Origin of the sequence: Brachybacterium sp. P6-10-X1, from assembly GCF_001969445.1 — a bacterium.
Classification (GTDB): domain Bacteria; phylum Actinomycetota; class Actinomycetes; order Actinomycetales; family Dermabacteraceae; genus Brachybacterium.
In genome coordinates this window covers 2,422,352-2,447,841 of the sequence record NZ_CP017297.1, presented here as the reverse complement: position 1 = coordinate 2,447,841, position 25,490 = coordinate 2,422,352, and the positions used below count along the sequence as shown (strand labels likewise).

The following is a 25,490-nucleotide window of genomic DNA, read 5'->3' as shown; positions in this document are numbered from 1 at the left end:
CGGCCCCGTCGGCCGGCCGCCGCGCCTCAGGCGATCCGCGTGCCCCTCCCGAGGCGCGTGATCGGTACGGCCAGGCGGAGCACTGCCGGCGAGTGCCGCGAGTGCCGCGAGCGCCGCGACGCCCCAGCTCGCCACGCCCATCGGCCATATCGGGATCTGCGTCGGGGTGCCGAGCTCCTCCGGGTCGTCTCGGGCGTCCGGTGGGCATGTTCCGGGCACATATCGCGGAGAAGACGTGACGGGGGCGGCGAACAGCTGTGGATCGAGCCCGGGTCGTCGACTACTGGCGCTATGCCGAGCGTGCTGGCTATATCGCCACGGCGCATGCCATGACGCCAGAAGGCGACCATGGCCTGCCAGCCCGGTTGGGGGAGGCGGCCGGGAGCGGGCGTCACCCCACCGGGGCGGTCGGGAGCGGGCGTCACTCCGCCATGGCGGTCGGGAGCGGGCGTCACTCCGCCATGGCGGCCGGGAGCCAACGGGTGTCACTCCGCCATGGCGGCGTTGCCCTCCTCCTGCGCTTGCGGGATGCCTTCTTCCGCGGTCAGCCGGCCGATGAAGACCTCCTGGAAGATCGGCATCACGGCCTCGAGCCCGGCGTTGGCGCGGGCACCGGTGTCCGCCTCTGCGGCGTTCTTGGCGGCCTCGACGAACACGCTGACGTCGATGCCCTTGTCCTTCCAGAAGTCGAGGAAGGCCTGCTGGGCATCGACGTGGGCGGGGAACGAGACCCCCATCTTTGCCAGCGGCAGCTGCCCGTCCACGCTGCCCAGCCAGGTCAGCAGCGCGGCGATGCCCTCCTGCTTGTCCTCGTCGGCCTTCGCATTGCCGACCGCGACCACGCCGTGCACCAGCGACTTCGCACCTTCCGGTCCGGCCACAGGCGCCGCGAGCGCCCACTCGAAGGAGTCCGCCACGCCCTCGGAGACGGTGGTCAGGCTGTAGGGCCCGGACTGGAACAGCCCGAGCTTGCCCTGGGTGAACAGGTCGCGGGTGAAGTCGCCGTTCTCGTTGGTGTCGGCGGCGCTCGGGGCGACGTTCTCGACGTTGACCAGGTCGGCCATGTACTGGAAAGCCTCGATGCCCTCGGGGGGGGCGAAGGTGTACTTGTCGTCCTCCTGCCAGGTCGCGCCGTTCGACGCCAGCATCGGTCCGATGATCGCCTGCCGGTCCGCCTGCGAGTTGAAGCCGAACTGCTCGCGGGCGTCGACGTCGAAGTCCTTCTCGCCCGGGTGCCGCCCCTCGCCGTCGAGCGTCAGGGCCGTCGCGGCCTCGCGCAGCTCGTCGGTCTCGGCCGTGGGGTCGAACGCGAGAGCCGACGGGTCCACGCCCGCCTCCTCGACCAGCGTCTTGTTGTAGAACAGGGCGATCGAATCCCAGATCTGCGGCACGCCCCAGAGGCCGCCGTCGCGCGTGTAGAGATCGACCACGCTCTGCTCCCACTGGGAGGCGCCGTCGGGGATCACCTCGTGGATGTCCAGCAGGTCCTCGGAGTCCTTGTACAGGACATAGTTGGCGGAGTTCATCCAGTACACGTCGGCCGCGTCGCCGCTGGCCACGTCCAACGGCAGGCGGGTCCAGTAGTCGCCCCACGGGACCACGTCGATCTCGACCTGCCAGCCGCTGTCGGCCGTGAAGGCCTGGAACGACTCCTCGTAGGCTGCCACGGCGGTCTCGTCCCAGAGCCGGAAGGTCAAGGTGGGCTTGCCGTCCTCGCCGGAGCCGCCGCCTTCGCTGGAAGGGGAGCACGCGACCGCGGTGGTCAGCAGACCGGCGGCGGCGAAGGAGGAGAGGAGCGTGCGGCGCTTGAGCATGGGGGTCCTTCCGAGCAGGTGGGGGTCTCATTATCCTCCGTCAGGACTCGGCGGGGAGCAGAACGTGCGCAGCGGGCCGGGACGAGGCGGAGGGCCCGGGCGGGTGGGTGCCGCCGGTCCGACGACGGCCGAGCGCTGCCGGTGCGACGGCGGCCGAGCGCTGACTGTGCTCCGGCGGCCGGGCGCTGCCGGTCCGTCACCCCTCGACGTCGCGCTCGATGCGTCGGAGCTCCCGCACGAGCGCGACGTACGCGGCCCCTGCCGCTGCGGCGCACACGGCCATGGTGATCGCCATGGGTCGGGCGTCGGCCTCGCCGGCGATGCCGACCACAGGGGAGACAGCGGCACCGAGCAGGAACTGGACAGCGCCCATGAAGGCGGAGCCGGTACCGGCCGTGGTCGCCGCCGCACGCATCGCCAGGGACGAGGCGTTGCCCATGATCAGCCCGACCGAGAGGGTCGCTGTGAACATGCCGAGCAGGACGGGCACAGCGGAGGCCTCGGCGAGCACCACCACCAGCAGCCACAGCGAGGCGCTCAGCAGGCCGACCACTCCTGCACCCAGGGTGCGGTGGACGGCCACCCGGCCGGCCAGCCGGATGGAGATCATGCTGCCGGCGGTGATGCCGAGCGCGTTGACGGCGAAGAGCGTCGAGTACTGCAGCGTCGACATTCCCAGCACGTTCTGGACCACGAACGGGGAGGCCGAGACGTAGGCGAAAAGGGTCGTGAAGGCGAGGACGAGCACGAGCGCCGCCGAGACATAGGTGCGATTGCGCAGGACCGTCCCGGTGTTGGCCGCCACCTTCCGCAGCCCGCCGGCGTGGCGCCGCTGCGGCGGCAGCGATTCCCCGGTGACGAAGAGGATCCCCAGGATCATGAGGACGACCATCGCGGCGATCACCCAGAAGATCACCCGCCAGTGCGCGAGCTGCAGGATGCCTCCGCCGAGCACCGGGGCGAGGACGGGCATGATGCTGCCGACAACCATCATCACGTTCATCAGCTTCGCGGTCGTCGCCCCCGTGGTCACGTCGGTGACGACGGCGCGGGCGATGACCATGCCGGCGGCACCGCTGAAGCCCTGGACGAAGCGCGCGAGGACGAACACCGTGATGCCGGGCGCCAGCGCGCAGACGATGCTCGCCACCAGGCAGACGACGGTCCCCACCAGGAGCGGCCCCCGTCGGCCCAGCGCGTCGGACATCGGCCCGATCACCAGCTGCCCGGCGGCGAGCCCGACCATGAACGCGGTCAGCGTGAGCTGGACACCGGAGGCCGGGGTCCCCAGGTCCGACGCGATCTGCGGGAACGCCGGCAGGTACATGTCCGTGGCCAGCGGCGAGACCGTGGACAGCAGGGCCAGGACGCCGATCAGCAGCGCGGTCGGCGCCGGAGCGACTGCTCGCTGCGTCCTCGGCCGGGGCGAGTCGTGGGGGAGGCGGCGGGTCTGCGACACGGGGTGTTTCCTCGGACGGGGGCGGGGAAACGCGCGGTGCCTGCTCCGCGGGGCCGCACCGGGACGTGACGTTCATCGGGTGGGCGCGGAGCGTGCGCTGCGGCGGTCCCCTCATCCTCGCCCGTCACGAGGGCTGAGAGAGGCCTCACGGGGTGCCCCACGAGGGCACCCCAGCTCGTCGTGGGGCGCCTCCCGGTCGCCTCAGCGCAGCGTCGCGTCGCCGACCGAGCGGGTGATCTGCTTCTGGAAGACGATCATCAGGATCACCAGCGGCAGCATCGCCAGCGTGGTCCCGGCCATCACCAGGGTCCAGTTGTTGTCGTACTGCGACTGCAGCGCGGAGGTGGCCACGGTGATCGTGCGCCACTCGGGTCCGGAGGTGATCACCATCGGCCACATGAAGTTGTTCCAGTGCGTGACCACCGTGATCAGCACCAGGGTGACGATGATCGGGCGGTTCAGCGGCACCACCAGGTGCCACAGCAGCCTCAGCGTGCCCGCCCCGTCGATCCGCATCGCATCCATCAGCTCGCTCGGCACGCCGCGGAAGTTCTCGCGCAGCAGGAAGATCGCGTACGGCGAACCCAGCACGAAGGGCAGCACCAGCGCCCAGAAGGTGTTGCGCAGTCCCGCCTCGCTCATCATCAGATACAGCGGCACCACCACGACCACCTGCGGCACCATCAGCGTCGCCACGTACACCCAGAACAGCAGGTCACGGCCGGGGAAGCGGAGCTGGGCGAAGGCGTAGGCGGCCAGCACCGAGAACACCATCTGCCCCACCAGGATCACGGCGACCATCTGCACGGTCACGACCACGGGGGTCACGAAACCGTCGGGCGAGACGAACAGGGAGATGAAGCTGTCCAGCACCGGCGGGGCGGGGATCGACAACGGGCCCTCCTGGGCGAACTGCCGCGTCGAGGTGAACGCCGTCATCACCGAGAACAGGAACGGACCCACTGTGAGCACGGCCGCGACCGCGAGCACCAGATAGGTCGCCGCATAGCCGGCCAGGCCGCGCAGGTGCAGCGAACCGGGGCCGCGGCGGCGGTGGCGCTCCGCGGCTCCGGAGCGTCGGCCGCGGGGCGCGGGCCCGTGGCGCGGGAGGGCCCGGTCGGACGAGGGGGCCGCGGCGGTGTCGCCGGCGTCGCGCGTGCGCGGGGGCGCTGTGTCCTCGGTGGCGTGCATCGTCGGCCTCCTCTCAGCTCATGTCGTAGGTGATGCGGCGGGCGAAGTAGCGCTGCTGGATCAGCGTGATGATCACCAGCAGCACGAACAGGATCACGGCGACGGCGCTCGCGCGCCCCAGGCTCGAGGAGGTGAAGGCCTCCTGGTAGATCAGGGAGGCGATGACCTCGGTGCGGTGCTGCGGACCGCCACCGGTGAGGGCGTAGACCATGTCGAACACCTGGAAGCTCGCCACCACCTGGGTGACGGCCAGGAAGAACGTCGTCGGCCGCAGCAGCGGGATCGTCATGTGCCACATCGAGCGCCAGGGCCCTGCTCCGTCCAGCCGCGCGGCCTCGTAGATCGATCCGGGGATGCGGGAGAGTCCGGCCTGGAAGAACAGCGAGATGTAGCCGACGTTCTGCCAGATCGCCACGAAGGCCACCGCGGGCAGGGCCAGGGACGGGTCGGTCAGCCATTCGATCCGCACCCCGAGGATCTGGTTCAGCGCTCCGACCGACGGCTGGAAGATCCACGTCCACACCACGCCGAGCGCGAGCGGGGCGCACACCCAGGGGACCACCACGATCACCCGCACCACCGCCGACCCCGGGACCGCGCGGACCAGCTGGGAGGCCAGCGCCAGGCCCAGCGCGAGGGAGACGGGCACCGAGATCAGGGTGAACAGAGCCGTCACCAGCAGGGAGTTCGCCAGCGCCCCGTCGGCCAGCAGCGAGGCGTAGTTGTCCAGCCCGATGAAGTCGCGCGTGCCCAGCAGGTCCCAGTGGAACAGGGAGACGATGAAGGCCAGCAGCACGGGCAGGATCAGGAACGCGCTGACCCCGATCAGGCTGGGGGCGATCAGCAGCCAACCCAGCAGGGGCCGACGGGCGTTCATGCCGTCCCTCGAGCGCCGGGAGCCATGCGGGAAGTCACGGGCCAAAGGTATATCAGCCCCGGCCCTCGCCGGATCGTCCGGAGCTCTTCGCACCTGCCCCACCGGCCCGGACCGGGCACCCCGCCATCGACACCGCATGCCGGCTCCCGCGCCTGGGGCCTGTTCCGTGCGCCGGGTGCTTTGGGGGTCATCGCGCCTGGGGCCTGTTCCGTGCGGTGGGTGCTCGGGGGCCATCGCGCCTGGGGCCTGTTCCGTGCGCCGGGTGCTCGGGGGTCATGGTCGGGTGCGGGCGGAATGGCGGGCGTCCTGCCCATATGGCCAGCGCTCTCCGTATCCCGCCGGTAGCCGACCACGGCCCTGCGGCACCCCGCCCTGCTTCCGCTGGTCGGCCTCGATTACGCTTCCGATATGAGCTCAGCGACAGACACCGGCAGCGCGCAGCACGCTGATCCCCATGCCTCGATCTACGACCACGGCTTCCTGCGGGTGGCGGCGGTGACGGTGCCGGTCGCGCTCGCCGACCCGGCCACCAATGCCCGGCGTCACCTGGAGCAGCTGCAGGCGCTGGAGCAGCAGCAGGTGGGCCTGGCCGTGTTCCCCGAGCTGTCGCTGACCGGCTACTCGCTGGATGACCTGGTGCTGCAGGAGCCGCTGCTGGACGCCGCCGAGGCCGCGCTGGCCACCCTGATCGAAGCCAGCCGTGACCTGCTGCCGATCCTCGTGGTCGGCGCCCCGCTGCGCTCCCGCGATCGCGCCCGGCTGTTCAACTGCGCCGTGATCATCCACCGCGGGCAGGTGCTGGGCATCGCCCCCAAGCAGAATCTGCCCACCTACCGCGAGTTCTACGAGCGCCGCTGGTACGCCCCGGGCGACGATGCCGACGGCGTGCTGGTGCGGATCGCCGGGCAGGACCACCCGCTGACCCCGCACGGCATCATCACGGTGTCCGACGTGCCGGGGCTGAGCCTGTTCGTGGAGATCTGCGAGGACATGTGGGTGCCGGTGCCGCCGTCGGCCCAGGCCGTCCTCGCCGGGGCGACCGTGGTCGCGAATCTGTCCGGCTCGCCGATCACCGTCGGCCGCGCGGAGGACCGCAAGCTCATGGCCCGCTCCGCCTCCGCCCGCTGCCAGGCCGCCTACGTCTACGCGGCCGCCGGCGCGGGGGAGTCCACCACCGACCTGGCCTGGGACGGGCAGACCTTCGTGTACGAGTGCGGCGACCTCTTGGGGGAGTCCGAGCGCTTCCCGCAGGACCCGCGCGCCACGATCGTCGACGTCGACCTGGACCGCATCGTCGCCGAGCGCCGTCGCCAGAGCACCATCGACGAGAACCGCCGCACCCACGCCGCGGCGCTCGAGGCCTTCGAGACCTGGACCGAGACCTCGCTGTTCGCGCCCGGCGGGACCGAGGTCTCCGTCCCACGTCCCGCGACCGGACCGCTGCGTCGGCCCCTGCACCGATTCCCCTTCGTGCCCGATGACCCGTCGCGTCTCGCACAGGACAGCTACGAGGCGTTCTCCATCCAGGTCGCCGGGCTGGTGCGTCGGCTCGCGGCGATCGGCGGTGACGAGCCTGGCGGCGCGCGACCTGTCATCGGGGTCTCGGGCGGTCTGGACTCCACGCACGCGCTGATCGTGTGCGCCCGGGCGATGGACCTGCTGGGCCGTGACCGCTCCGAGATCCTCGCCTACACGATGCCCGGCTTCGCGACCACCGAGCACACGCGCTCGAACGCCGAGCTGCTCTCGGAGGCGATCGGCGCGAGCTTCGAGACGATCGACATCCGTCCCGCCTCCACCCAGATGCTCGCCGACATGGGCCACCCCGTCGGCCGCGGCGAAGAGGTCTATGACGTGACCTTCGAGAACGTGCAAGCGGGGATGCGCTACGACTACCTTTTCCGCCTGGCGAACCATCACGGCGGCATCGTGGTCGGCACCGGCGACCTCTCCGAGCTGGCGCTGGGCTGGTGCACCTACGGGGTGGGCGATCAGATGTCCCACTACGGCGTGAACGCCGGCGTCCCCAAGACGCTGATCCAGCACCTGATCCGCTGGGTGATCGCCGAGGGCCTGTTCGATGTGGCCACCAGTGAGCTGCTGCAGGCGGTGCTGGACACCGAGATCTCCCCGGAGCTGATCCCCACCAAGCCGGGGGAGAAGGCGCAGTCCACCGAGGACTCCATCGGCCCCTACGCGCTGCACGACTTCACGCTCTACCACCTGCTGCGCCGCGGCTACGGCCCGGCGAAGATCGCCTACCTCGCCCATCAGGCCTGGGGAGATCTCGAGGCCGGTCAGTGGCCTGCGGGATACGCCGACGGTGACAAGCGCGCCTACACCCGCGGCGAGATCCGCGGTTGGTTGACCGTGTTCACCCGGCGGTTCTTCTCCACCCAGTTCAAGCGCTCTGCGGTGCCGAACGCGCCGAAGGTGCTGGCCGGCGGCTCGCTGTCCCCGCGTGGGGACTGGCGGATGCCTTCGGACGTCACCTCGCGGGCCTGGCTGGCCGAGATCGAGGCGGAGGTGCCCGGGGACTGAGCGGGCGGAGCGTCGGAGGGCTGAGTGGGCGAGCCTCGGGCTGAGTGGGCGGATTGTCGGGGGCTGAAGCGCGAGGTGCCCGGGGACTGAGGGGCGGAGCGTCGGGGCTGAGCGGGCGAGCCTCGGGCTGATCGGGGCGCCGCTGACAGGTGCTCCATCCTCGTGCCGAGTTCCGCGTTGCGAGCGCTACCCACCGTGATCGCGAGCACTACCCACCGTCGAGCTCTGCGTTGCTGTCACGACCTGGAGCCGAGCTCTGCACAGTTGTTGCCACCAGCGATCTTGGCAACGACAACGCAGAGCTCGGCGGCAGGGGTGGGGGAGGCCAGCCGCCAGGCCCGGCCCGCCCCGCCAGGCCCGGCCCGCCCCGCCAGGCCCGGCCCGCCCCGCCAGGCCCGGCCCGCCCGTGCCGCCAGGCCCGGCTGGCCCGTCCCGCCGGTCGGGCCTGCTCCGCCAACCTGGCCTGCCCCGCCGACCGGGCCCGCCCCGGCTGGCCTGCCCCGCCCGCCGGCCTACTTCACCGCGCCCATCGACAGGCCGCGCACCAGCTGCTTCTGCGCGATCCAGCCGGCCAGGACCACCGGCAGCGACGCCAGCACCGAGGCGGCGGACAGGCGTGCCAGGAACAGCCCCTCCGAGGTCATGGTCGACATGAGGAAGATCGGCACCGTCGCGGCATTCGCGGCGGTGAGGTTCAGGGCGAAGAAGAACTCGTTCCATGCGAAGATCACGCAGATCAGCGCCGTCGCCGCGAGGCCCGGGGCCACCATCGGCAGCAGCACCGTGCGCATGGTGCGCAGCAGCGAGGCCCCGTCGATCGAGGCCGCCTCGAGCACCTCTGCGGGCACCTCGAGGAAGAACGAGCGCATCATCCACACCGCGATGGGCAGGTTCATCGCCGTGTACAGGATGATCAGCGTGAGGATGTTGTCGAGCATCCGGATCTGCCCCGCGATCACGTAGATCGGCATGATCACCGCGACGACCGGCAGCATCTTGGTGGAGATGAAGAAGAACAGGAAGTCCTGCGTCCGCTTCACCGGTCGGATGCTCACCGCGTAGGCGGCGGGCACGGCGAGCACCAGCACCAGCAGCGTCGAGCAGGCGGTGGCGATCACCGAGTTCAGCAGGTACGAGCCGGCGCCCGCGGTGCCGATCACCGAGGCGTACTGCTCCAGCGTCGGGGTGAAGAAGAACGTCGGCGGATTCGAGGCGGCCTGGGACTCCTGCTTGAAGCTGGTCAGCACCATCCACGCCACCGGGGCGAAGAACAGCAGCCCGGCGGCCCAGGCCAGCACGCTCAGCAGGTGTCCGCTGGTCCGTCCCTTGGGGCGACGCGACCGGATCGTGGGCGGCGCCGAGGGGGAGGTCCGCGGGGCGTCGGCGGTCACTGCGCTCATGACTCCGTCTCCTTCCGTTCGTTCCTCACAGGTCGTCGACGAAGGACGCTCATGACTGCTCCTTGCTGTTGATGCTCGTGAAGATCAGACGCAGCGCGAACATGGCGACGATGATCGTGGCGATCACGGTGATCACACCCATCGCCGAGGACTGCCCGATGTCGAACCCGAGGAACGCTCGCTGATAGATGTAGAACGGCAGATTGGCGCTGGCGGTGCCCGGGCCTCCCGCGGTCATCAGGTAGATCTGATCGAAGGTGTTGACGACGTAGATCGCGCCCAGCAGCACCGACAGCTCGAGGTAGAACCGCAGGTGGGGCAGGGTGATGTGGACGAACGTGGTCCAGGGCCCGGCGCCGTCCATCGAGGCGGCCTCGAGCACGTCCCCGGTCTGGGACTGCAGCCCCGCCAGAAGCAGCAGCATCATGAACGGGGTCCATTGCCACACCAGGGCGATTATGATCGACAGCATCGGCAGCTGGCTGGTCCAGTCCACCGGCGAGATGCCCACGAGGGAGATCAGCCAGTTCACGAGGCCGTAGGTGGGGTTGAACAGGGAGATCGACCAGAGCATCGCCCCGGCCACCGGCATGATGAGGAACGGCGTGATCAGCAGCGTGCGGATGAATCCGCGGCCGAAGAACTTCCGGTCCAGCAGCAGCGCGAGACCGAGCCCGATCACCAGCGAGACCAGCACGCAGCCCAGCGTGATGAGGATCGAGTTCAGCGCCGCCGTGCGGAACGTGGAGTCGAGGAAGATGTCGAGGTAGTTGCGCAGGCCCACGAACTCCTCGCCCTCGGGGCGCAGGAGGTTGCGGGAGCGCAGTGAGTACCAGATCGTCAGCAGGAAAGGGATCTGGGTGCAGATGACCACGAAGAGGAACGCGGGCATCAGCGGGAGCCGGCGCCGCCAGGCCTCGGCCGTGGAGTACCCGCCGTCGTGCGAGGTGCGACCGCCCGGTCCGTCGGCCGACGGACCGCGCGCGGGAGTGCGGGCATCGGCCGACGGGGCGTCTCCGGCGCCGTCGGGCATCGCCGTGGTGGTGCTCATCGGCCCGTCTCCTTCCGCTCGTGCGTGACGCTGCGTCGATCAGGGGTGCGCATCGCTCAGCCTTCCCATCCGTAGGTGCGGGCGACCGATTCGGCGAAGCCCTGCGACTGCTTCAGCGCCTCGTCGACGCTCTTCTGCCCGGCGATCGCGGCGGAGAACTGCTGGCCGACGCGCGTGCCGAGGTCCTGGAACTCGGGGATGACGACGTTCTGCAGACCGTCGTAGGGGACCTCGACGGTCATCGAGTTCTCCTGGGTGGAGTTCTCCATCGAGTCCAGCGTCGGCTCGGCGTAGTTCTTCGAGAGCTCGGCGTACTCGGGGATCTCGTAGGTCGACAGCCGCGAGCCGGGCGGCAGCGCCTCCCAGCCGATCTCCTCGCCGACCAGCTGGAAATAGTCCGGATGGGTCATCCAGGCGATGAACTCCCAGGCAGCGTCCTTCTTCTGGCTGGTCCGGGGGATGGCCAGGGCCCAGGAGTACAGCCAGCCGGCGTACTCGGTCAGCTGCGTCGGCCCCAGCGCGTAGCCGGTCTTGCCGACGACGGTGGAGGAGTCGGGGTTCTCGACCCCGGAGACCATCGAGGAGGCGTCGAACCACATGGCGGCGTTGCCCTGGCTGAAGTGGGTCAGGCATTCGCCGAAACCGGAGGTCGCGGCGCCGGGCTGCCCGTAGGAGCGCAGTGTGTCGACGTACATCGAGATCGCCTCGCGCACCTCGGGGGAGGTCAGCTGCGGCGCCCAGTCCATGTCGAACCAGCAGCCGCCGTAGGTGTTCAGCACGGTGCTCATCGGCGCGATGTTCTCGCCCCATCCGGCCAGCCCGCGCAGGGCGATGCCGCTCATCCCGCTGCCGGGATCGTGCAGGGTGGAGGCGAAGGAGCGCAGGTCCTCCCAGCTGGGACGTTTCGGCATCTCGAGGCCGGCCTCGTCGAACAGGTCCTGGCGGTAGACCAGGAACGCGCTCTCGCCGTAGAAGGGGACCGAGTACATCGAGCCGTCGACGGTCAGGGCGTCCTTGATCGTCGGCACGAAGTCCTCGGGCGCGTAGCCGTCGGTCTTCGCGATGTAGGGCTCGAGGTCGGTGAGCCAGTCGTTGGGCGCCCACAGCGGGGTCTCGTAGTTCGAGATCATCACGACGTCGAACTCGCCGCCGCCGGAGGCGACCGAGGCGGTGATCTTCGCGCGCGCCTCGTTCTCCGGGAGCGACACGAACTGCACGTCGATGTCGGGGTGCTTCTGCGAGAAGTCGTCGATGAGGCTGATCGCGTCCTGCATCTGCGGGTTCGACACGATCGCGACGACGATCGATGCGCGGTCACCGCTGCCGGAGCCGCAGCCGGCCAGGGCGGTGGCGCCGAGCCCGGCGGTCAGGCCGGCACCCAGAACGCTGCGGCGACGGGGTCGCGGCAGGGGGCTCGGCGAGCCGGCCGGACCGGGCGCGCTGGGGTCGGCCGGTCCGGGCCCGCCGGGGGGCCGCGTCGGATGTGATCTGGGGTGTCCCATGCGCAGTTCTCCTCTGAACGGCTCGAGGCCCGACTCCCGGCGAGGGTTCCCCCGTGGCCCGGGGCGGAACGCGGCGCCGCAGGGGGATCGGCGGGGCTCCGACGGGTCTTGGGGGTGGATCCGGTGTCGTGGCCGCTGGTGACGGGATGCCGGCGGATCCGCCGCAGGTGCAGACGGCGGTCCCGCTGGGCGAGGTGGGCGGCGACATCGCAGCCCGCTCATGTGATGAGTGGTTGTGCTCACCTGTGAGTGAGCGTAGTCATATACTCTCAGTTGAGCAACAGGCGGGTCGCAGATGTTCGTGATTCGCGGGAGACGGGAAGGTGCGTTCATGGCGCGCGACGGCACGACGCCGGGGCGGTGGGACCTGGCTGACGGGCAGGTCGGGCCCGCCTCGGCTGACGGGCGGGGCGGATCGGTCTCGACCGACGAGCGGGTCGGGCCCGTCTCGGTCGGCGCGGATGGTGCGGGTTCGCCCGGGGACGGCTCGGTGAAAGCGGTGCTCGCGACCGAGTACTTCTTCGACGGCCTGTCCAAGGTCGAGATCGGGCGTCGTCACGGCCTGTCCCGCTTCCAGGTCGCCCGCCTGCTCGACGAGGCGCGCGACGAGGGCATCGTGCGCATCCAGATCGTCGACCCCAGCGCCGCCGGCCGCGACCATGCCACCCTCGCCCAGCAGCTCGGCATCTCCTCGGTCACGGTCGCTGCCGCGCGGCCGGGCGAATCGATGCGCGCGGCCATAGCCCGCCAGGTCGCCCGATTGCTGACGACGCGGCTGCGCGAGAGCGGGCGGCTGGGCATCGCCTGGTCCCGCACCCTCATGCATCTGCCGGAGTTCCTCGAGGTCCTGCCCGCGGTCGACATCGTCCAGCTCGTCGGCCCCCTCAGCGCCGCCGGCTATTCGACGGCCGAGTCCTCCGCCCTGGTCCACACCCTCGGTGCCCGCGCCGGCGGTCGGGTCTGGGCGCTGCCCACCCCGCTCGTGGTCGACTCCCCGCAGGTCGCCGCCTCGCTGCGGTCGATGGATGAGGTGCGCACGACGCTCGATGCGGCCGACGCCCTCGACGTCGCCGTGGTCTCCCTCGGAGCCTGGTCCGCCGGCGCCTCGACCCTGTGGGCCCGCCTCGGTGCCGACGAGCAGCGGCGTGCGCAGGAGGCCGGGATCGTCGCCGAGATCTGCGGCATCATGCTGGGCGGAACGGGCGCCGTCTGGCATTCGGCGCTCGAGGACCGGGTGATCGGGGTGCGTGCTGACCAGCTGCGACGGGCCCGGGTGATCGCTGCGGCCCCGGCCGTCGGGCGCCCCGAGGCGGTCATCGCCACCGCTCGCTCCGGGCTCGTCGACGACATCGTGCTCGCCCCGGAGCTCGCCGACCAGGTCGCCGCACTGCTGGAGTGAGGTGCGCTGTCGACGTGAGGTGGGCAGCTGGCGTGAGGCACGCGGCTGGGGTGGGGTGTGCTGCTGGCGTGGGGTGTGCTGCTGGCGTCAAGTGCGCTGCGGGGGCGGGGCGTGTTGCCGGCGTGCAGTGCGCTGCGGGGGTGGGACGTGCTGCCGGCGTGCAGTGCGCTGCTGGCGTGAAGTGCGCAGCTGGCGTGGGGTGTGCTGTTGGGGTGAGAGGCATGCTGCTGAAGAACAGCGCGCGGCTGTAGCAGGTGGGGCGGGCGTTCTCGTGCCGGGATCCTCGTCCGCTCCCGCACGTCGGCCCTCCATCACGTGAGCGCGAACCCCTGCTCATCTGGCGACGGGTGTGTATCGTCGGCCCCAGCAGAACTCGCCGACGAAGGATGAGCCATGACCGCCCTGAACGCTTCCGCCCTCCCCGACATCACTGCGCGCGGCGATGTGGCAGTGCCCCGGTACCCGCTCGATGAGCGGGCCGTCGGCATCGTCCACTTCGGCGTCGGCGGCTTCCACCGCGCTCACCAGGCCATGTTCCTGGACCGTCTGATGAATGCCGGGCGCGACCGCGATTGGGCGATCTGCGGCGTCGGCCTGCTGCCGGGAGATTCCCGCATGCGTGACGCCCTCACCGCGCAGGACGGCATGTACACCCTGGTCACCAAGGACCCCGACGGTGAGCGCGACCCGCGGGTGATCGGCTCCATCGCGAAATATCTCTTCGCGCCCGACGACCCCGAGGCCGTGCTCGCCCAGATGACCGACCCGGCGGTGCGCATCGTCTCGCTGACCGTCACCGAGGGCGGCTACAACTACAACCCCTCGACCGGCGAGTTCCAGTACGAGACCGAAGCCGTCGCCGCGGACCTGTCCACCCGCTTCGACGCCGCGGGAGCCGCCGCCGTCGGCCGGGCCGGAGAGGACGCCGCCGGGTCCAACACCGCCCACGGCACCGGCCATCCCCGCACCATGTTCGGCTTCGTCGTCGAGGCGCTGCGTCGTCGCCGCGAGGCAGGCACCGAGCCGTTCACGGTCATGTCCTGCGACAACGTGCGGGGCAACGGTGACCTGGCCCATCGCATGATCCTCGCCTACGCCCGCCGTCGCGACGAGAACGGGCTGCATGGGCAGGAGCTGCTGGCGGACTGGATCGAGCAGCACGTCGCCTTCCCCAACTGCATGGTCGACCGCATCACCCCGGCGACCGTGCCGGAGGACATCGAGATGGTCTCCGGCGACTACGGGATCGACGACGCCTGGCCGGTGGTCGCCGAGGACTTCGTGCAGTGGGTCCTGGAGGACGAGTTCCCCGCCGGTCGCCCTGCCTACGAGGAGGCCGGGGTGCAGATGGTCGAGGACGTCGAGCCCTACGAGCTGATGAAGCTGCGCCTGCTGAACTGCTCCCACCAGGCCATCGCCTACTTCGGGCTGCTGCTGGGGCTGACCTACGCCGACGAGGCCGCCGTGGACGAGCACCTCGCCCCCTTCACCCGCACCCTGTACATGGACGTCGAGGGCACGCCGACCGTCCCCGAGGTGCCGGGCATCGACCTGACCGCCTACAAGGACGAGCTCATGGCGCGCTTCGCCAACGAGGCCATCAAGGACACCCTGGCCCGCCTCGCCGCCGAGTCCTCCGACCGCATCCCCACCTGGATGGTGCCCGTGATCCGCGAGAACCTCGAGGCCGGCCGCTCCGTCACCGCGACGGCCGCGATCGTGGCCTCCTGGGCACGGTATGCCGAGGGCACCGGGGAGAACGGCGAGGAGTGGCCCGTCGTGGACCGTCTCCACGACCGCGTGATGGCTGCCGCCGCGAAGCACGACGAGGACCCGCTCGCCTTCCTCCGCGACGAGGAGCTGTTCGGTGACCTGGTCGAGCACGAGGCGTTCACCGAGCCCTACCTCCACGCCCTGGACGTGCTGCGCACCGACGGCGCCCGAGCCCTGTTGAGCGAGCTGGTCGAGGCCGAGGCCTGAGTCGTCCCGATCCCGTGCCTTCGCCGGGAGGCCGTGCCGGCCCAGCGGCCCACCCGGGCAGACAGCCTGGCCCGGCAGCCCGGCCTGCCCGGCCTGGCCTGCCCAGCCCGGTGGCCTGGCCTGCCCAGTCCGGCCTGCCCGGCCCGGCAGCCTGGCCTGCCCAGTCCGGCCTGCCCGGCCCGGCGGCCTGGCCTGCCCGGCCCGGCGGCCTGGCCCGCCAAGTTGAGTTCTACGTTCTCGGTCCTTCCGGTGGTTTTGGGAACGACTGTGCAGAGGTGGATCACGGGGAGGGGTCGGCTGTCGGGCTCGCCTCGGTCGAGTTCTGCTTTCGTGTGGCTTCCGGCGCTTTTGGCACCGCTTCTGCAGAGGTGGACCTGTCGGACCTGAGTGCTCCGGTGGATCTGTCGGACCTGAGTGCTCCGGTGGATCTGTCGGACCTGAGTGCTCCTGGGGAACACTCGGCCGTGCGCGCTCTGGGAGTTCTTGCGGCTTGCGGGGAGACTGGGTGAGATCGGAGCGTCGGCTCACCCCTGCCAGCCATGCCGGCGCAGCGCGGTGGCGATCCTCTCCGTCCCGCGGGCGCAGGAGTTCCGGAGGTCCTTGGCCACCGTTCGCACCTCGATCCAGCCTTCCGCGTTGCGGAGCTCGGTGCGCCCGATGTCCTCTTCCTGCTGTTTCTTGGTGAGGTGAGTCGGCCCTTCGTGCTCGACGCACACCTTCCACTGCGGCCACGAGAGGTCCGGTTCGCCGAGCCAGATTCCGTCATCGCGGATGGCCGTGTTCAGCAGGGGCACGGGCAGGCCCGACCGCAGCACGCCCAGACGGAGCCGGGTCTCGGCGGGGGAGTCGCTGCCGATCCGTATGTCCTCCAACGAATGCCGGAGGCGAAGGGCGCCGCGGCCATGGTGGTGGAGCACTGCCTGCCGGAGCTGGTCGAGCGTCGCATGCGGCGAGCTGCGACCCTCGAACATGGCGCGCGGCATCCGCACCAGGTGGTCGCCGATCTCCGTGAGGTCATCCGTCGACAACGTGGCGGCGAGGTCCAGCCAGGTGCGCACGCGAGAGGTGAGGCGTGCATCGCCGACCTCGGCCACGTCCGAGGCGGTCAGGTCGAGGCTGCGCCAGCGGAGCTTCTTCGTGTTCCGGCGCCGCACGGTGGAGTTCGTGAGGTGGATCCGTGACGCCGGGTCCGTGAACTTCCATGCTCTCGCCCCGATCTTCTGGGGGAACCCCCACAGGCGCGATGCCGTCGGCCCGCAGGCGGCCACCCGTGGGTCGTTCTTGGTGAGGGCCGCGACGACATCACTCTCCAGGATCTCCGCGTCCGCCCGCGCGTAGAGGCCTCGCACCACGGAACGGACGTCGGGCGCGCGGAGACGCTCGACGGTGACGCCGGCCGCCGCGGCTTCGGTCCGGGAGAAGACAGCGGGGAGCATGTCATCGGCGAGGGGCGTGCGGAGGCGAGGCATGGGCCAAGGGTGTGCGATCGCGGACCAACGTTCCCTCGGGATCCACAACGGCCTGCTCAGTACGGTGTCGGCATCGGTCCTCCCCGCCCGGGCCCAGTGTGGCGCGGACTCCGGACACACACAGGCCCTGCCACGACCTCGGTCCGGGCCCGATGGCCCCGACCGAGCTCTGCGCTCTCGTTGCCACAGCGAGCCATGGCAACGAGAGCGCAGAGCTCGCTGGGGGGAGAGAGTGATATGAGGGTGAGCAGGAGTGGGGAATGGGGTGGGAGGGAGGAGAGGGAGGGAGTGCGGCGCCGCGGGGCGCCCGGTGCCGGTGGTTGTGCCATGTCGGTGATTGTGCGGTGCCGCGCGGCGCCCGGTGCCGGTGATTGCGCGGTGCCGATGGTTGTGCGGTGCCGCGGGGCGTCCGGTGCCGATGGTTGTGCGGTGCCGTCGGTTGCCCGGTCGCACGCACGGGGAATTGTTGTGTCGGACACGTAGACAAAGTTCCATGACCAGCGGTCTCGTCTCGAATGCCGAGGTCACGGGCGTTACGGGAGCACTCCTCGTAGACTGGCGCTCGGGTCCGTGAGCTCGGCAGAGCCCGGAACCGGAACATCCGGTGCCCCGGAGTCGGCTCGTCCGACACCGTGGAAGTCGGGTGCTCGGTGCCCCGGAGTCGGTTCGTCCGGCACCGCGGGAACCGGGCCGTCCGGTCCCGGGGAGCTGGTCCATCCGGCATCCCGGACGGCTCCTCGGAGCGTCGCGCCGGCGAGAACCGTGCCGCCCCCCGGCACCACCACCGTCATCGCCCGCCGCCCCGCGCCGCCCACGGCCCACCGCAGGAACGCCCCAGTCCCCAGCCCGCAACCGTGAAGGAACTCGTCTCATGAGCCTGGTCGTCCAGAAATTCGGAGGATCCTCCGTCGCCGACGCCGACTCCATCAAGCGTGTCGCCCAGAGGATCTCGAAGTACGCGAAGGCGGGCCACAAGGTGGTCGTCGTGGTCTCCGCGATGGGCGACACGACCGATGATCTCCTCGACCTCGCCGAGGAGGTCTCGCCGACCCCGCCGCCGCGCGAGCTGGACATGCTGGTGACCGCCGGCGAGCGGATCTCGATGGCCGTGCTGTCGATGGCGCTGAACGACGTCGGCATCGACGCCCGCGCCTACACCGGCTCGCAGGCGGGCCTGATCACCGACGAGGTGCATGGCAAGGCCCACATCCTTCGCGTGACCCCCGGCCGCGTCCAGGAAGCTGTCGACGAGGGCTCGGTGGCGATCGTCGCCGGCTTCCAGGGCGTCTCGCAGTCCACGAAGGACATCACCACCCTGGGCCGCGGCGGCTCGGACACCACCGCTGTGGCGCTCGCCGCCGCGCTCGAGGCCGACGTCTGCGAGATCTACTCCGACGTCGACGGCGTGTTCACCTCGGATCCGCGCGTCGTGCCCGCCGCCCGTCGCGTCCCCTACATCTCCTGCGAGGAGATGCTGGACCTGGCCGCCAACGGCGCGAAGATCCTGATGGTGCGCAGCGTGGAGTACGCCCGGCGCTACGCCGTGCCGCTGCACGTGCGCTCCTCGTACTCCGGGCGGCTGGGGACGATCGTCTCCGACGACCCCGATCGCGTGATCCCCATCGACCCCGATGTCACCATCCGCACCGCGGACGTCGCCCGTCGCGACGCCGCCGACCCGACCAAGGAGCTCCCCATGGACGACCACTCGGACCCCGGCCTCGAGGCGCCGATCATCTCGGGCGTCGCGCACGACCGCAGCGAAGGCAAGATCACCGTCGTCGAGGTCCCGGACACCCCGGGCAAGGCGGCGCTGCTGTTCGACGTCGTCGCCGGATCGGGTGCGAACATCGACATGATCGTGCAGAACTCCTCGACCGTCGACGACACCGTCGCGATCTCCCTGACCCTGCCCGAGGACGACGTCCCCGCGGCACTGGCCGCCATCGAGGAGGCGCGCGAGGCGATCGGCTACGCCGAGGTGCGTTACAACGACCAGATCGGCAAGGTCAGCATCGTCGGCGCCGGCATGCGCTCGCACCCGGGCGTCTCGGCGACCCTGTTCCGCTCCCTCGGCGAGGCGGGCATCAACATCGACATGATCTCCACCTCGGAGATCCGCATCTCGGTGGTCACCGAGCAGGCCAAGCTCGATGACGCCGTGCGCGTCATCCACAGCGCGTTCGGCCTGGACGCCGAGCAGACCGAAGCCGTCGTGTACGGAGGGACCGGACGATGACCAGCAGCACCCCCAGCAGCAGCACCCCGAGCGACGCCACCGGCTTCGACGTCACCACCACCCCCGGGTACGCGCCGGACGGGCCGGTCATCGCCCTGGTGGGCGCGACCGGTCAGGTCGGCCAGGTCATGCTCGCCCTGCTCGCCGACCGCGCGGTGCCCCACTCCGGGGTGCGCGCCTTCGCGTCGGCCCGCAGCGCCGGCAGGACCGTGCCGTACGCCGGCCAGACCCTGCTGGTCGAGGACGCGGAGACCGCTGACATCACCTCCCCGGGCAAGCGCGTCGACATCGCGATCTTCTCCGCCGGCGGCTCCACCTCGAAGGCGCTGTCCCCGCGATTCGCCGAGGCCGGCGCGACCGTCGTGGACAACTCCTCGGCCTTCCGCCGTGACGACCAGGTGCCGCTGGTGGTGTCCGAGGTGAACCCGGAGGCGATCGACGCCACCCCGCGGGGGATCATCGCCAACCCCAACTGCACCACCATGGCTGCGATGCCGACCTTGAAGCCGCTGCACGACGCGGCCGGCCTGGCGCGGCTGAAGATCGCCACCTACCAGGCCGTCTCCGGGTCCGGCGTCGCCGGGGTCGCGGAGCTGGCCGGCCAGGTGCGCGCCGGCGCCGACGAGGTGGAGAAGCTCGCGCTCGACGGGTCCGCCGTCGATCTCGGCGAGCCGTCCACCTACGTGCGCCCGATCGCGTTCAACGTGCTGGCGATGGCCGGGAGCCTGGTCGAGGACGGCTCGGGCGAGACCGACGAGGAGCAGAAGCTCCGCCACGAGTCCCGCAAGATCCTGGGACTGCCGGAGCTGCCGGTCGCGGGCACCTGCGTGCGAGTGCCGGTGATGAGCGGCCACGCGGTGGCGGTCCACGCCGAGTTCGACCGGCCGATCACCCCCGATCAGGCCCGTGAGCTGCTGGAAGCGGCCGACGGCGTCACCGTCGTCGACCTGCCGACCCCGCTGGATGCGGCCGGCAGGGACGGCACGTTCGTCGGCCGGATCCGACAGGATCAGTCGGTTCCGGACGGAAAGGGTCTCGTTCTGTTCGCCGTAGCGGATAATCTTCGGAAGGGCGCTGCCCTGAATGCCATCCAGATCGCCGAACTGATCGCCACGAGGACACGCTCATGACACTGCCCGCCACGGGTGGCCCCGCGGGGCCGGGGCCCGCTCCGCTCTCCGTCGCGTTCTCCGATCGGGCCGGCGAGGAGACCTCTGACGGGAGCTCGGTGAAAATGAGCGTGGATCCTCTGGCCAACGTGCTGCGCACGCTGGATACGATCGCGGCCGCGGAGTCGGAGGTCGGCGACGACCTGCGCGCCGTCGTCGGCACCCCCGGGGAGGTGGCCGCCGCCGCGTCGCCCGCCGGGGCCTCGCCCGCCGCGTCGGCCGATCCCGAGGCTCCCGGTGTCCCGACCGGCACGGCGGACCCCGGTGGGCCTCGCGCGACGGCCGGCTCCTCGAGCACGCCCCCGGAGTCCACCGGCCCGGGCCAGGCGCGGCGGGAAGCCATCCTCGACGGCGCCTCGGCCCTGTTCGCCGAGCGCGGGTATCACGGGGCGAGCCTGCGGGACATCTCGCGCCGGGTGGGCATCTCCCACCCGGGGATGCTGCACCACTTCGCCTCGAAGGACGCCCTGCTCGGTGCGGTCATCGACCGGCTCGAGGCGCACGCGCAGGGGTTGCTGGACTCGGTCGAGTCCCTGCAGGGCTCCTCCGCGACCCTGCTCGCCGCGCTGTCGGGGCCGTGGAATCCCACGCAGCACTCGATGGCGCTGCTGACGACGCTGTCCGCCGAGATCGTGAACCCCTCCCATCCGGGCCGCTACCGGATCGCCCGACTGCGCCTGGTCCACGAGCACGTGCTCGAGGAGGTCCTCACGGGCCTCTCGGACAAGGGGCTGCTGGTGCCGGGTGCGGATCCCGCGTTCGTCGCCCGCACCCTGTTCTCCCTGCTGTTGAGCCTGACGGTGCGCGAGCACTCGGTGCGCGAGCTGCAGCAGAACGGCTCCGGTGACCCCACCCGGGATGTGCGAGACTTCGTGCACCTGTGCGTGGTCGACTGAGGAGGAGCAGGTCCGCGTGACCCAGACGTCGGGGGGCGAGGCCCCCGCTGAGCACCCCGAGGGAGACGGTTGCGCCGCCTCCGCGGGTCCGGCGTCGCAGCTCGGTGCGGGATCGACGGCATCGACCGGTGTGGAGTGCGGGGCTTCGGGCCCGGGGTCGTCCGACGCCGCACGCCTGGCCCGTCGCAGACGCCTCCAGGCTCTGGCCGGCGTGACCGTGCTGGGCAGCGACGGGGCGCAGGTGGGGCGCGTGCGCGACGTCTATCTGCACGATGCCACCGGCGAGCTCGCCGCGATCACGGTCGTGCGCCGCCAGCTCAGCTCTCGCAGCGTGCTGATCCCCACCGCGGCGATCGCCGTCCTCCCCGCGCAGCACACGGAGCCGGACGAACCCGACCCCGATCGTCGGGCCGAGGCGCAGGTCACGGCCGCGCGCCACGGGGGTGACAGCGCGGGCGGCGACGGCGCAGGGCGCAAGGGGACAGGGGGCGACGGCTCAGGGCGCGAGGGGGTCGACCAGGACGAGGCGTCCTACCTCGGGCCCGATGCCGACGGCGCCGCCGTGCAGCTGCCCGACACGACCTCCCACGGGTCCCGGGACGACTCCGAGGGTGCCGGCCGCTCCGAGGGGGCCGGCCGCTCCGAGGGTGCCGGCCGCTCCGACGGTGCCGACCGCCGCGCCACCGTCCGTCGGACGGCCGACCGGCAGCACCGGCGGGCCGCGACCGATCGCGACGCCGATCCCGCCCACCCGCAGGCGATGTGGCTCTTCGTGGACGCCGCGTCCGCCCGCGCAGGCCTGCGACCACCGGACACGCTCCACGCGTCCCCGCGCACGTTGCGGGAGGCCGCCCGCGCCGTGGGCCTCGAGGACGCTGCCGGTGCCGTCGACCCGGAGGAGGCGTCCCGGGCCGCCGGCCCGGAGGAGGCCGCCGCCGGATGAGGATCCTGCTGCTGACCCACTACTACGCCCCGGAGTTCGGGGCGCCGCAGCGCCGCTGGTCGGCACTGGTCGAGCGCTTCCTCGCCGCCGGGCACCGCGTGACCGTCGCGACCCCTGTGCCGCACTATCCCGGCGGACGCCCCACCCGCGAGCAGTACCGGGCGCACCCCGTCGGCGCCGTCGAGCGCGGACGTCACGGGGAGACCGTGGTGCGCACCGCCTACCTCCCGCACCGCGCCGACATCACCTCCCGCACCGCCGATCACCTGGTCTCGGCGCTGGACGCCCTGCGTCGGCTGCGGCGGCGCTTCAGCCGTCCCGGCACCCGACCCGACGTCGTGGTCGCCACCGCCCCCGCGATCCCCACGCTCCTGGTGGGCCGCACCCTCGCGGCCCTGTGGGGCGTCCCCCTGGTGGTGGAGATGCGCGATGCCTGGCCGGATCTGGTCACGCACGTCGGCCCCGCCGGCGCCCTGCCCGCCGAGGAGGTCCACGCCCCCCAGCCCGGAGCGATGCGCCGCAGCCTGCGCTGGGCGGTGGCGCTGGCCAAGGGGCAGGTGCACGAGCAGGTCACCAGCTGGCAGAGCGGCGCGCAGGCCGTGGTCACCACCACCGACCGTTTCGCGGACGTGCTCGAGGAGCGCGGAGTCTCCCCCGTCGAGGTGGTCCGCAACGGCACCGATCTGGCGCAGGTCACCCCTCAGCGCGACCATCTCGCGGACCACCATCGCGCCCTGCGCTGCCTCTACCTGGGCAACATGGGCCGCTCGCAGGGTCTGGACATCGTCGTGCGGGCGGCCGCGAGGCTGCACGAGGAGGGGATCGACCTGCAGGTGCGGATGATCGGTCACGGGATCGAGGCGCCTGCCCTGGCGGCGCTCGCCGAGGAGCTCGGAGCACCCGTGGAGGTGCTGCCGCGCATCCCGCATCGCGAGGTCGGCGCCCAGTACCGCTGGGCCGACACCGTCGTGGTCTCGCTGCGCGACTGGGCGCCGTTCCAGTGGACCGTCCCCTCCAAGCTGTACGAGATGCTCGCCACCGGACGCCACATCACGGCGCTGCTGGACGGGGAGGCGGCCGACGTGGTCCGCGCCGCGGGCGCCGGCGACGTGCTGCCCCCGGGCGACATCGAGGCGCTGACGACGCTGTGGCGGGAGCTGGCCGCCGACCGCCCCCGGGCCGGGGTGCGCGCCAGCGGTCGCACCTGGGTCGGGGAGCATGCGGACGACGACGTCCTGGCGCGCCGCTACCTGGAGATCCTGGCGGACGTGGCCGCCCCGGACTGATGCACGACAGGAGCGTCCGGGCACCATAGGATCGCCCCGATCGACGGGAAGGAGACCCCGTGACCGCCGTCGGCGAGAAGACCCCTGCCGCCCCCGCGGCCAGGAAGTCCGGTTTCCGCCCGGACGTGCAGGGACTGCGCGCGATCGCGGTCCTGTTCGTCGTGCTCTACCACTCCGGGGTCTCCTGGCTCTCCGGCGGGTTCGTCGGCGTCGACGTCTTCTTCGTCATCTCCGGGTTCCTGATCACCACCCACCTGCTCGAATCGCTCGAGCGCGACGGGCGGATCTCCTTCGGCAGCTTCTACGCCAAGCGCGCCCGACGCATCCTGCCGGCCTCCCTGGTGGTGGGCATCCTGACCGTGCTGGCGGCCTGGATCTGGATGCCGCCGCTGCTGATGAACGAGGTCGCCAAGGGCGCGGTGGCCGCGGCGCTGTACGTGCCGAACATGCTGTTCGCCGTGGAGGGCACCAACTACCTGGCCGAGACCAGCCCCTCGGTGTTCCAGCACTACTGGTCCCTCGGCGTCGAGGAGCAGTTCTACCTCTTCTGGCCCGCGATCCTCGCCGTCGGATTCTGGCTGAGTCGGCGCAGCGAGCGGCGTCTGCTGGTCCTCTCGGCCGTGCTGATGGCGGTCTCCTTCGCGGCGTGCGTGGCGCTGATGAGCGTCTCCCAGCCCTGGGTGTTCTTCTCCCTGCCGACGCGCGCCTGGGAGCTGGGCGCCGGCGCGCTGGTGGCCTTCCTGATGCGCTCCGGTGCCCGCTGGCTGCAGGCGGCCGGGACCGGGGCGCTGTCCTGGGTGGGCCTCGCGCTGCTGCTGGTGGTGGGCCTGGTGTACACCGAGACCACACCCTTCCCCGGCTACACCGCTGCCCTGCCGGTGCTGGCCACGGTGCTGCTGATCATCGGCGGTGCTGCGCCCGGTCAGGTCAACGCGAACCGGGTCCTCGGGCTGCGCCCCTTCCAGTTCGTCGGCGCGATCTCCTACTCGCTGTACCTGGTGCACTGGCCGCTGCAGGTGATCCCGCAGGTCGCCGTCGGCGAGGCCGACCCGCTGCCGCTGTGGCTGCGCCTGGCACTCGGGGCGGTGGCGATCCCGCTGGCCTGGCTGCTGTTCCGCGTCGTCGAGCGGCCCGTCATCGCCTGGCCCACCCTGCGCAAGCGGTCCCAGCTGTGGACCGGTGCGGCAGCCCTGGCCACCTCCGCGGCGCTGATCGCGACCGCCGGCGGCAGCTACTACCTGACCTCCGCACGGGGCGAGACCGCCACGAACCAGACGGCGGGGGAGGAGACGCAGCTGCAGAAGGATCCCCCGGGCACCGGCTTCGTCCCGGAGAACCTCACCCCGCCGCTGGAGGAGGCCGAGGCGGACAACCCCTCCATCTACGCCAGCGACTGCCACCGCTCGCAGGACAGTACCGACTCCAGCGGCTGCCGGGTGGGGGAGAACGAGAGCGCCCCGCTGGTGTTCCTGTTCGGCGACTCCCACGCGGCCAGCTGGTACCCGGCGCTCGCCGAGCTCGCCGAGCAGGGCGAGATCCGCCTGGACACCAACACCAAGAGCTCCTGCCCCAGCACCGACGTGCCCCTGCTGCTGGAGGGCGTTCCGTACACTTCCTGCGACACCTGGCGCCAGGGCGTGATCGATCGCATCCACGACGAGCAGCCCGACCTGGTGCTGCTGGCGAACTACGGCGCCGAGCGCCCCGAGCTCGAGGGCGGCGGTGACTTCGCCACGCGCTGGCAGGAGGGGCTGGAGTCCACGATCGAGGGCATCGAGGGGTCGGGGAGCGATGGTTCCGGGGCCGACGGGTCGGCCGACGGGTCTGACGGCGATGAGGGGGTCGACGGGTCGGGCGGCGGGTCTGACGGCGATGAGGGGGTCGACGGGTCGGGCGGCGGGTCTGACGGCGATCAGGGGGCCGACGGCCCCGTGGTGGACGTGCTCGCCGACGTCCCCGACCAGGGTGAGACCTCCGCCGTGTGCCTGTCGAAGAACCTCGAGGACACCGCCCAGTGCGCCGTCTCCCGCGCCGAGGCCTTCGACCCCGCCGTGACCGAGGCGGAACAGGCGGCGGCCGAGGCGACCGGGGCGCGCTACGTGGACCTGACCGCGTACCTCTGCAACGAGACGATGTGCCCGCCCATCATCGGCAACGTCCTGGTCTACCGCGACGGCCACCACCTCACCACCCACTTCAGCCGGCTGATGGCCGAGCCGCTGGGGGAGGAGATCGAGGCGTCGCTGGGATAGGACTGCCGGGCAGAGCTCCGCG

Annotated in this window: 17 protein-coding genes; 9 read left to right on the top strand and 8 right to left on the bottom strand. The window is 71.3% G+C overall.

The window, feature by feature from the left end; genetic code table 11:
* Positions 1-485: 485 nt before the first annotated feature.
* The 4 genes from BH708_RS11025 to BH708_RS11010 form a co-directional block, all read right to left on the bottom strand.
* Complete coding sequence (locus tag BH708_RS11025; protein WP_076808671.1) at positions 486-1,814, bottom strand: sugar ABC transporter substrate-binding protein; 1,329 nt, start codon at positions 1,812-1,814, stop codon at positions 486-488.
* A 196-nt stretch (positions 1,815-2,010) separates the two neighbouring features.
* Positions 2,011-3,273, bottom strand: a complete 1,263-nt coding sequence (locus tag BH708_RS11020; RefSeq protein WP_083713514.1) for a multidrug effflux MFS transporter — start codon at positions 3,271-3,273, stop codon at positions 2,011-2,013.
* Between the two features lie 201 nt (positions 3,274-3,474).
* Entirely contained in the window at positions 3,475-4,464 is a 990-nt protein-coding gene (locus BH708_RS11015; protein ID WP_253705310.1) for a carbohydrate ABC transporter permease, read from the bottom strand.
* A gap of 13 nt (positions 4,465-4,477) precedes the next feature.
* Positions 4,478-5,341 carry a carbohydrate ABC transporter permease gene (locus BH708_RS11010; protein WP_076808670.1) on the bottom strand — a complete coding sequence of 288 codons (864 nt, stop codon included), beginning with the start codon at positions 5,339-5,341 and terminating at the stop codon, positions 4,478-4,480.
* A gap of 408 nt (positions 5,342-5,749) precedes the next feature.
* Between BH708_RS11010 and BH708_RS11005 the strand changes: the two genes are divergently transcribed.
* Entirely contained in the window at positions 5,750-7,882 is a 2,133-nt protein-coding gene (locus tag BH708_RS11005; protein ID WP_076808669.1) for an NAD(+) synthase, read from the top strand.
* 512 nt (positions 7,883-8,394) lie between these two features.
* On the opposite strand, the gene BH708_RS11000 is transcribed toward BH708_RS11005, so the two are convergent.
* The 3 genes from BH708_RS11000 to BH708_RS10990 are packed head-to-tail and all read right to left on the bottom strand — an operon-like array spanning position 8,395 to position 11,835.
* A complete protein-coding gene (locus BH708_RS11000; RefSeq protein WP_076808668.1) occupies positions 8,395-9,282 on the bottom strand; it encodes a carbohydrate ABC transporter permease in 888 nt (295 codons plus the stop codon).
* Positions 9,283-9,331: 49 nt separating this feature from the next.
* Positions 9,332-10,333: a carbohydrate ABC transporter permease gene (locus tag BH708_RS10995; protein WP_083713513.1), complete on the bottom strand. Its 1,002-nt coding sequence runs from the start codon at positions 10,331-10,333 to the stop codon at positions 9,332-9,334.
* A 56-nt stretch (positions 10,334-10,389) separates the two neighbouring features.
* Positions 10,390-11,835 (bottom strand): ABC transporter substrate-binding protein, encoded by a 1,446-nt coding sequence (locus BH708_RS10990; RefSeq protein WP_157235892.1) that lies wholly within the window; start codon positions 11,833-11,835, stop codon positions 10,390-10,392.
* 331 nt (positions 11,836-12,166) lie between these two features.
* Here BH708_RS10990 and BH708_RS10985 point away from each other — a divergent pair, with 331 nt between their 5' ends.
* On the top strand, positions 12,167-13,234 hold the full coding sequence (locus tag BH708_RS10985) for a sugar-binding transcriptional regulator (RefSeq protein ID WP_083713511.1): 1,068 nt from the start codon (positions 12,167-12,169) through the stop codon (positions 13,232-13,234).
* A 393-nt stretch (positions 13,235-13,627) separates the two neighbouring features.
* A complete protein-coding gene (locus tag BH708_RS10980) occupies positions 13,628-15,214 on the top strand; it encodes a mannitol dehydrogenase family protein (protein WP_076808667.1) in 1,587 nt (528 codons plus the stop codon).
* A 524-nt stretch (positions 15,215-15,738) separates the two neighbouring features.
* Here the strand turns inward: BH708_RS10980 and BH708_RS10975 are convergent.
* Positions 15,739-16,683, bottom strand: a complete 945-nt coding sequence (locus BH708_RS10975; RefSeq protein ID WP_076808666.1) for a hypothetical protein — start codon at positions 16,681-16,683, stop codon at positions 15,739-15,741.
* An 871-nt stretch (positions 16,684-17,554) separates the two neighbouring features.
* Here BH708_RS10975 and BH708_RS10970 point away from each other — a divergent pair.
* The 6 genes from BH708_RS10970 (at position 17,555) to BH708_RS10945 (ending at position 25,468) form a co-directional block, all read left to right on the top strand.
* Positions 17,555-18,922 (top strand): aspartate kinase, encoded by a 1,368-nt coding sequence (locus BH708_RS10970; protein ID WP_076808664.1) that lies wholly within the window; start codon positions 17,555-17,557, stop codon positions 18,920-18,922.
* Positions 18,919-20,052, top strand: a complete 1,134-nt coding sequence (locus BH708_RS10965) for an aspartate-semialdehyde dehydrogenase (protein ID WP_076808661.1) — start codon at positions 18,919-18,921, stop codon at positions 20,050-20,052. The genes BH708_RS10970 and BH708_RS10965 overlap by 4 nt, the downstream gene beginning before the upstream one ends.
* Before the next feature lie 104 nt (positions 20,053-20,156).
* Positions 20,157-20,987, top strand: coding sequence for a TetR/AcrR family transcriptional regulator (locus BH708_RS10960; protein ID WP_253705309.1), 831 nt, complete (start codon positions 20,157-20,159; stop codon positions 20,985-20,987).
* A 16-nt stretch (positions 20,988-21,003) separates the two neighbouring features.
* Positions 21,004-21,930: a PRC-barrel domain-containing protein gene (locus BH708_RS19825; RefSeq protein WP_076808658.1), complete on the top strand. Its 927-nt coding sequence runs from the start codon at positions 21,004-21,006 to the stop codon at positions 21,928-21,930.
* The gene (locus tag BH708_RS10950; protein ID WP_076808656.1) at positions 21,927-23,216 is read left to right on the top strand and encodes a glycosyltransferase family 4 protein; all 1,290 of its coding nucleotides are present in this window, start codon (positions 21,927-21,929) and stop codon (positions 23,214-23,216) included. The genes BH708_RS19825 and BH708_RS10950 overlap by 4 nt, the downstream gene beginning before the upstream one ends.
* 59 nt (positions 23,217-23,275) lie before the next feature.
* On the top strand, positions 23,276-25,468 hold the full coding sequence (locus tag BH708_RS10945; protein ID WP_253705308.1) for an acyltransferase family protein: 2,193 nt from the start codon (positions 23,276-23,278) through the stop codon (positions 25,466-25,468).
* Positions 25,469-25,490: the final 22 nt, after the last annotated feature.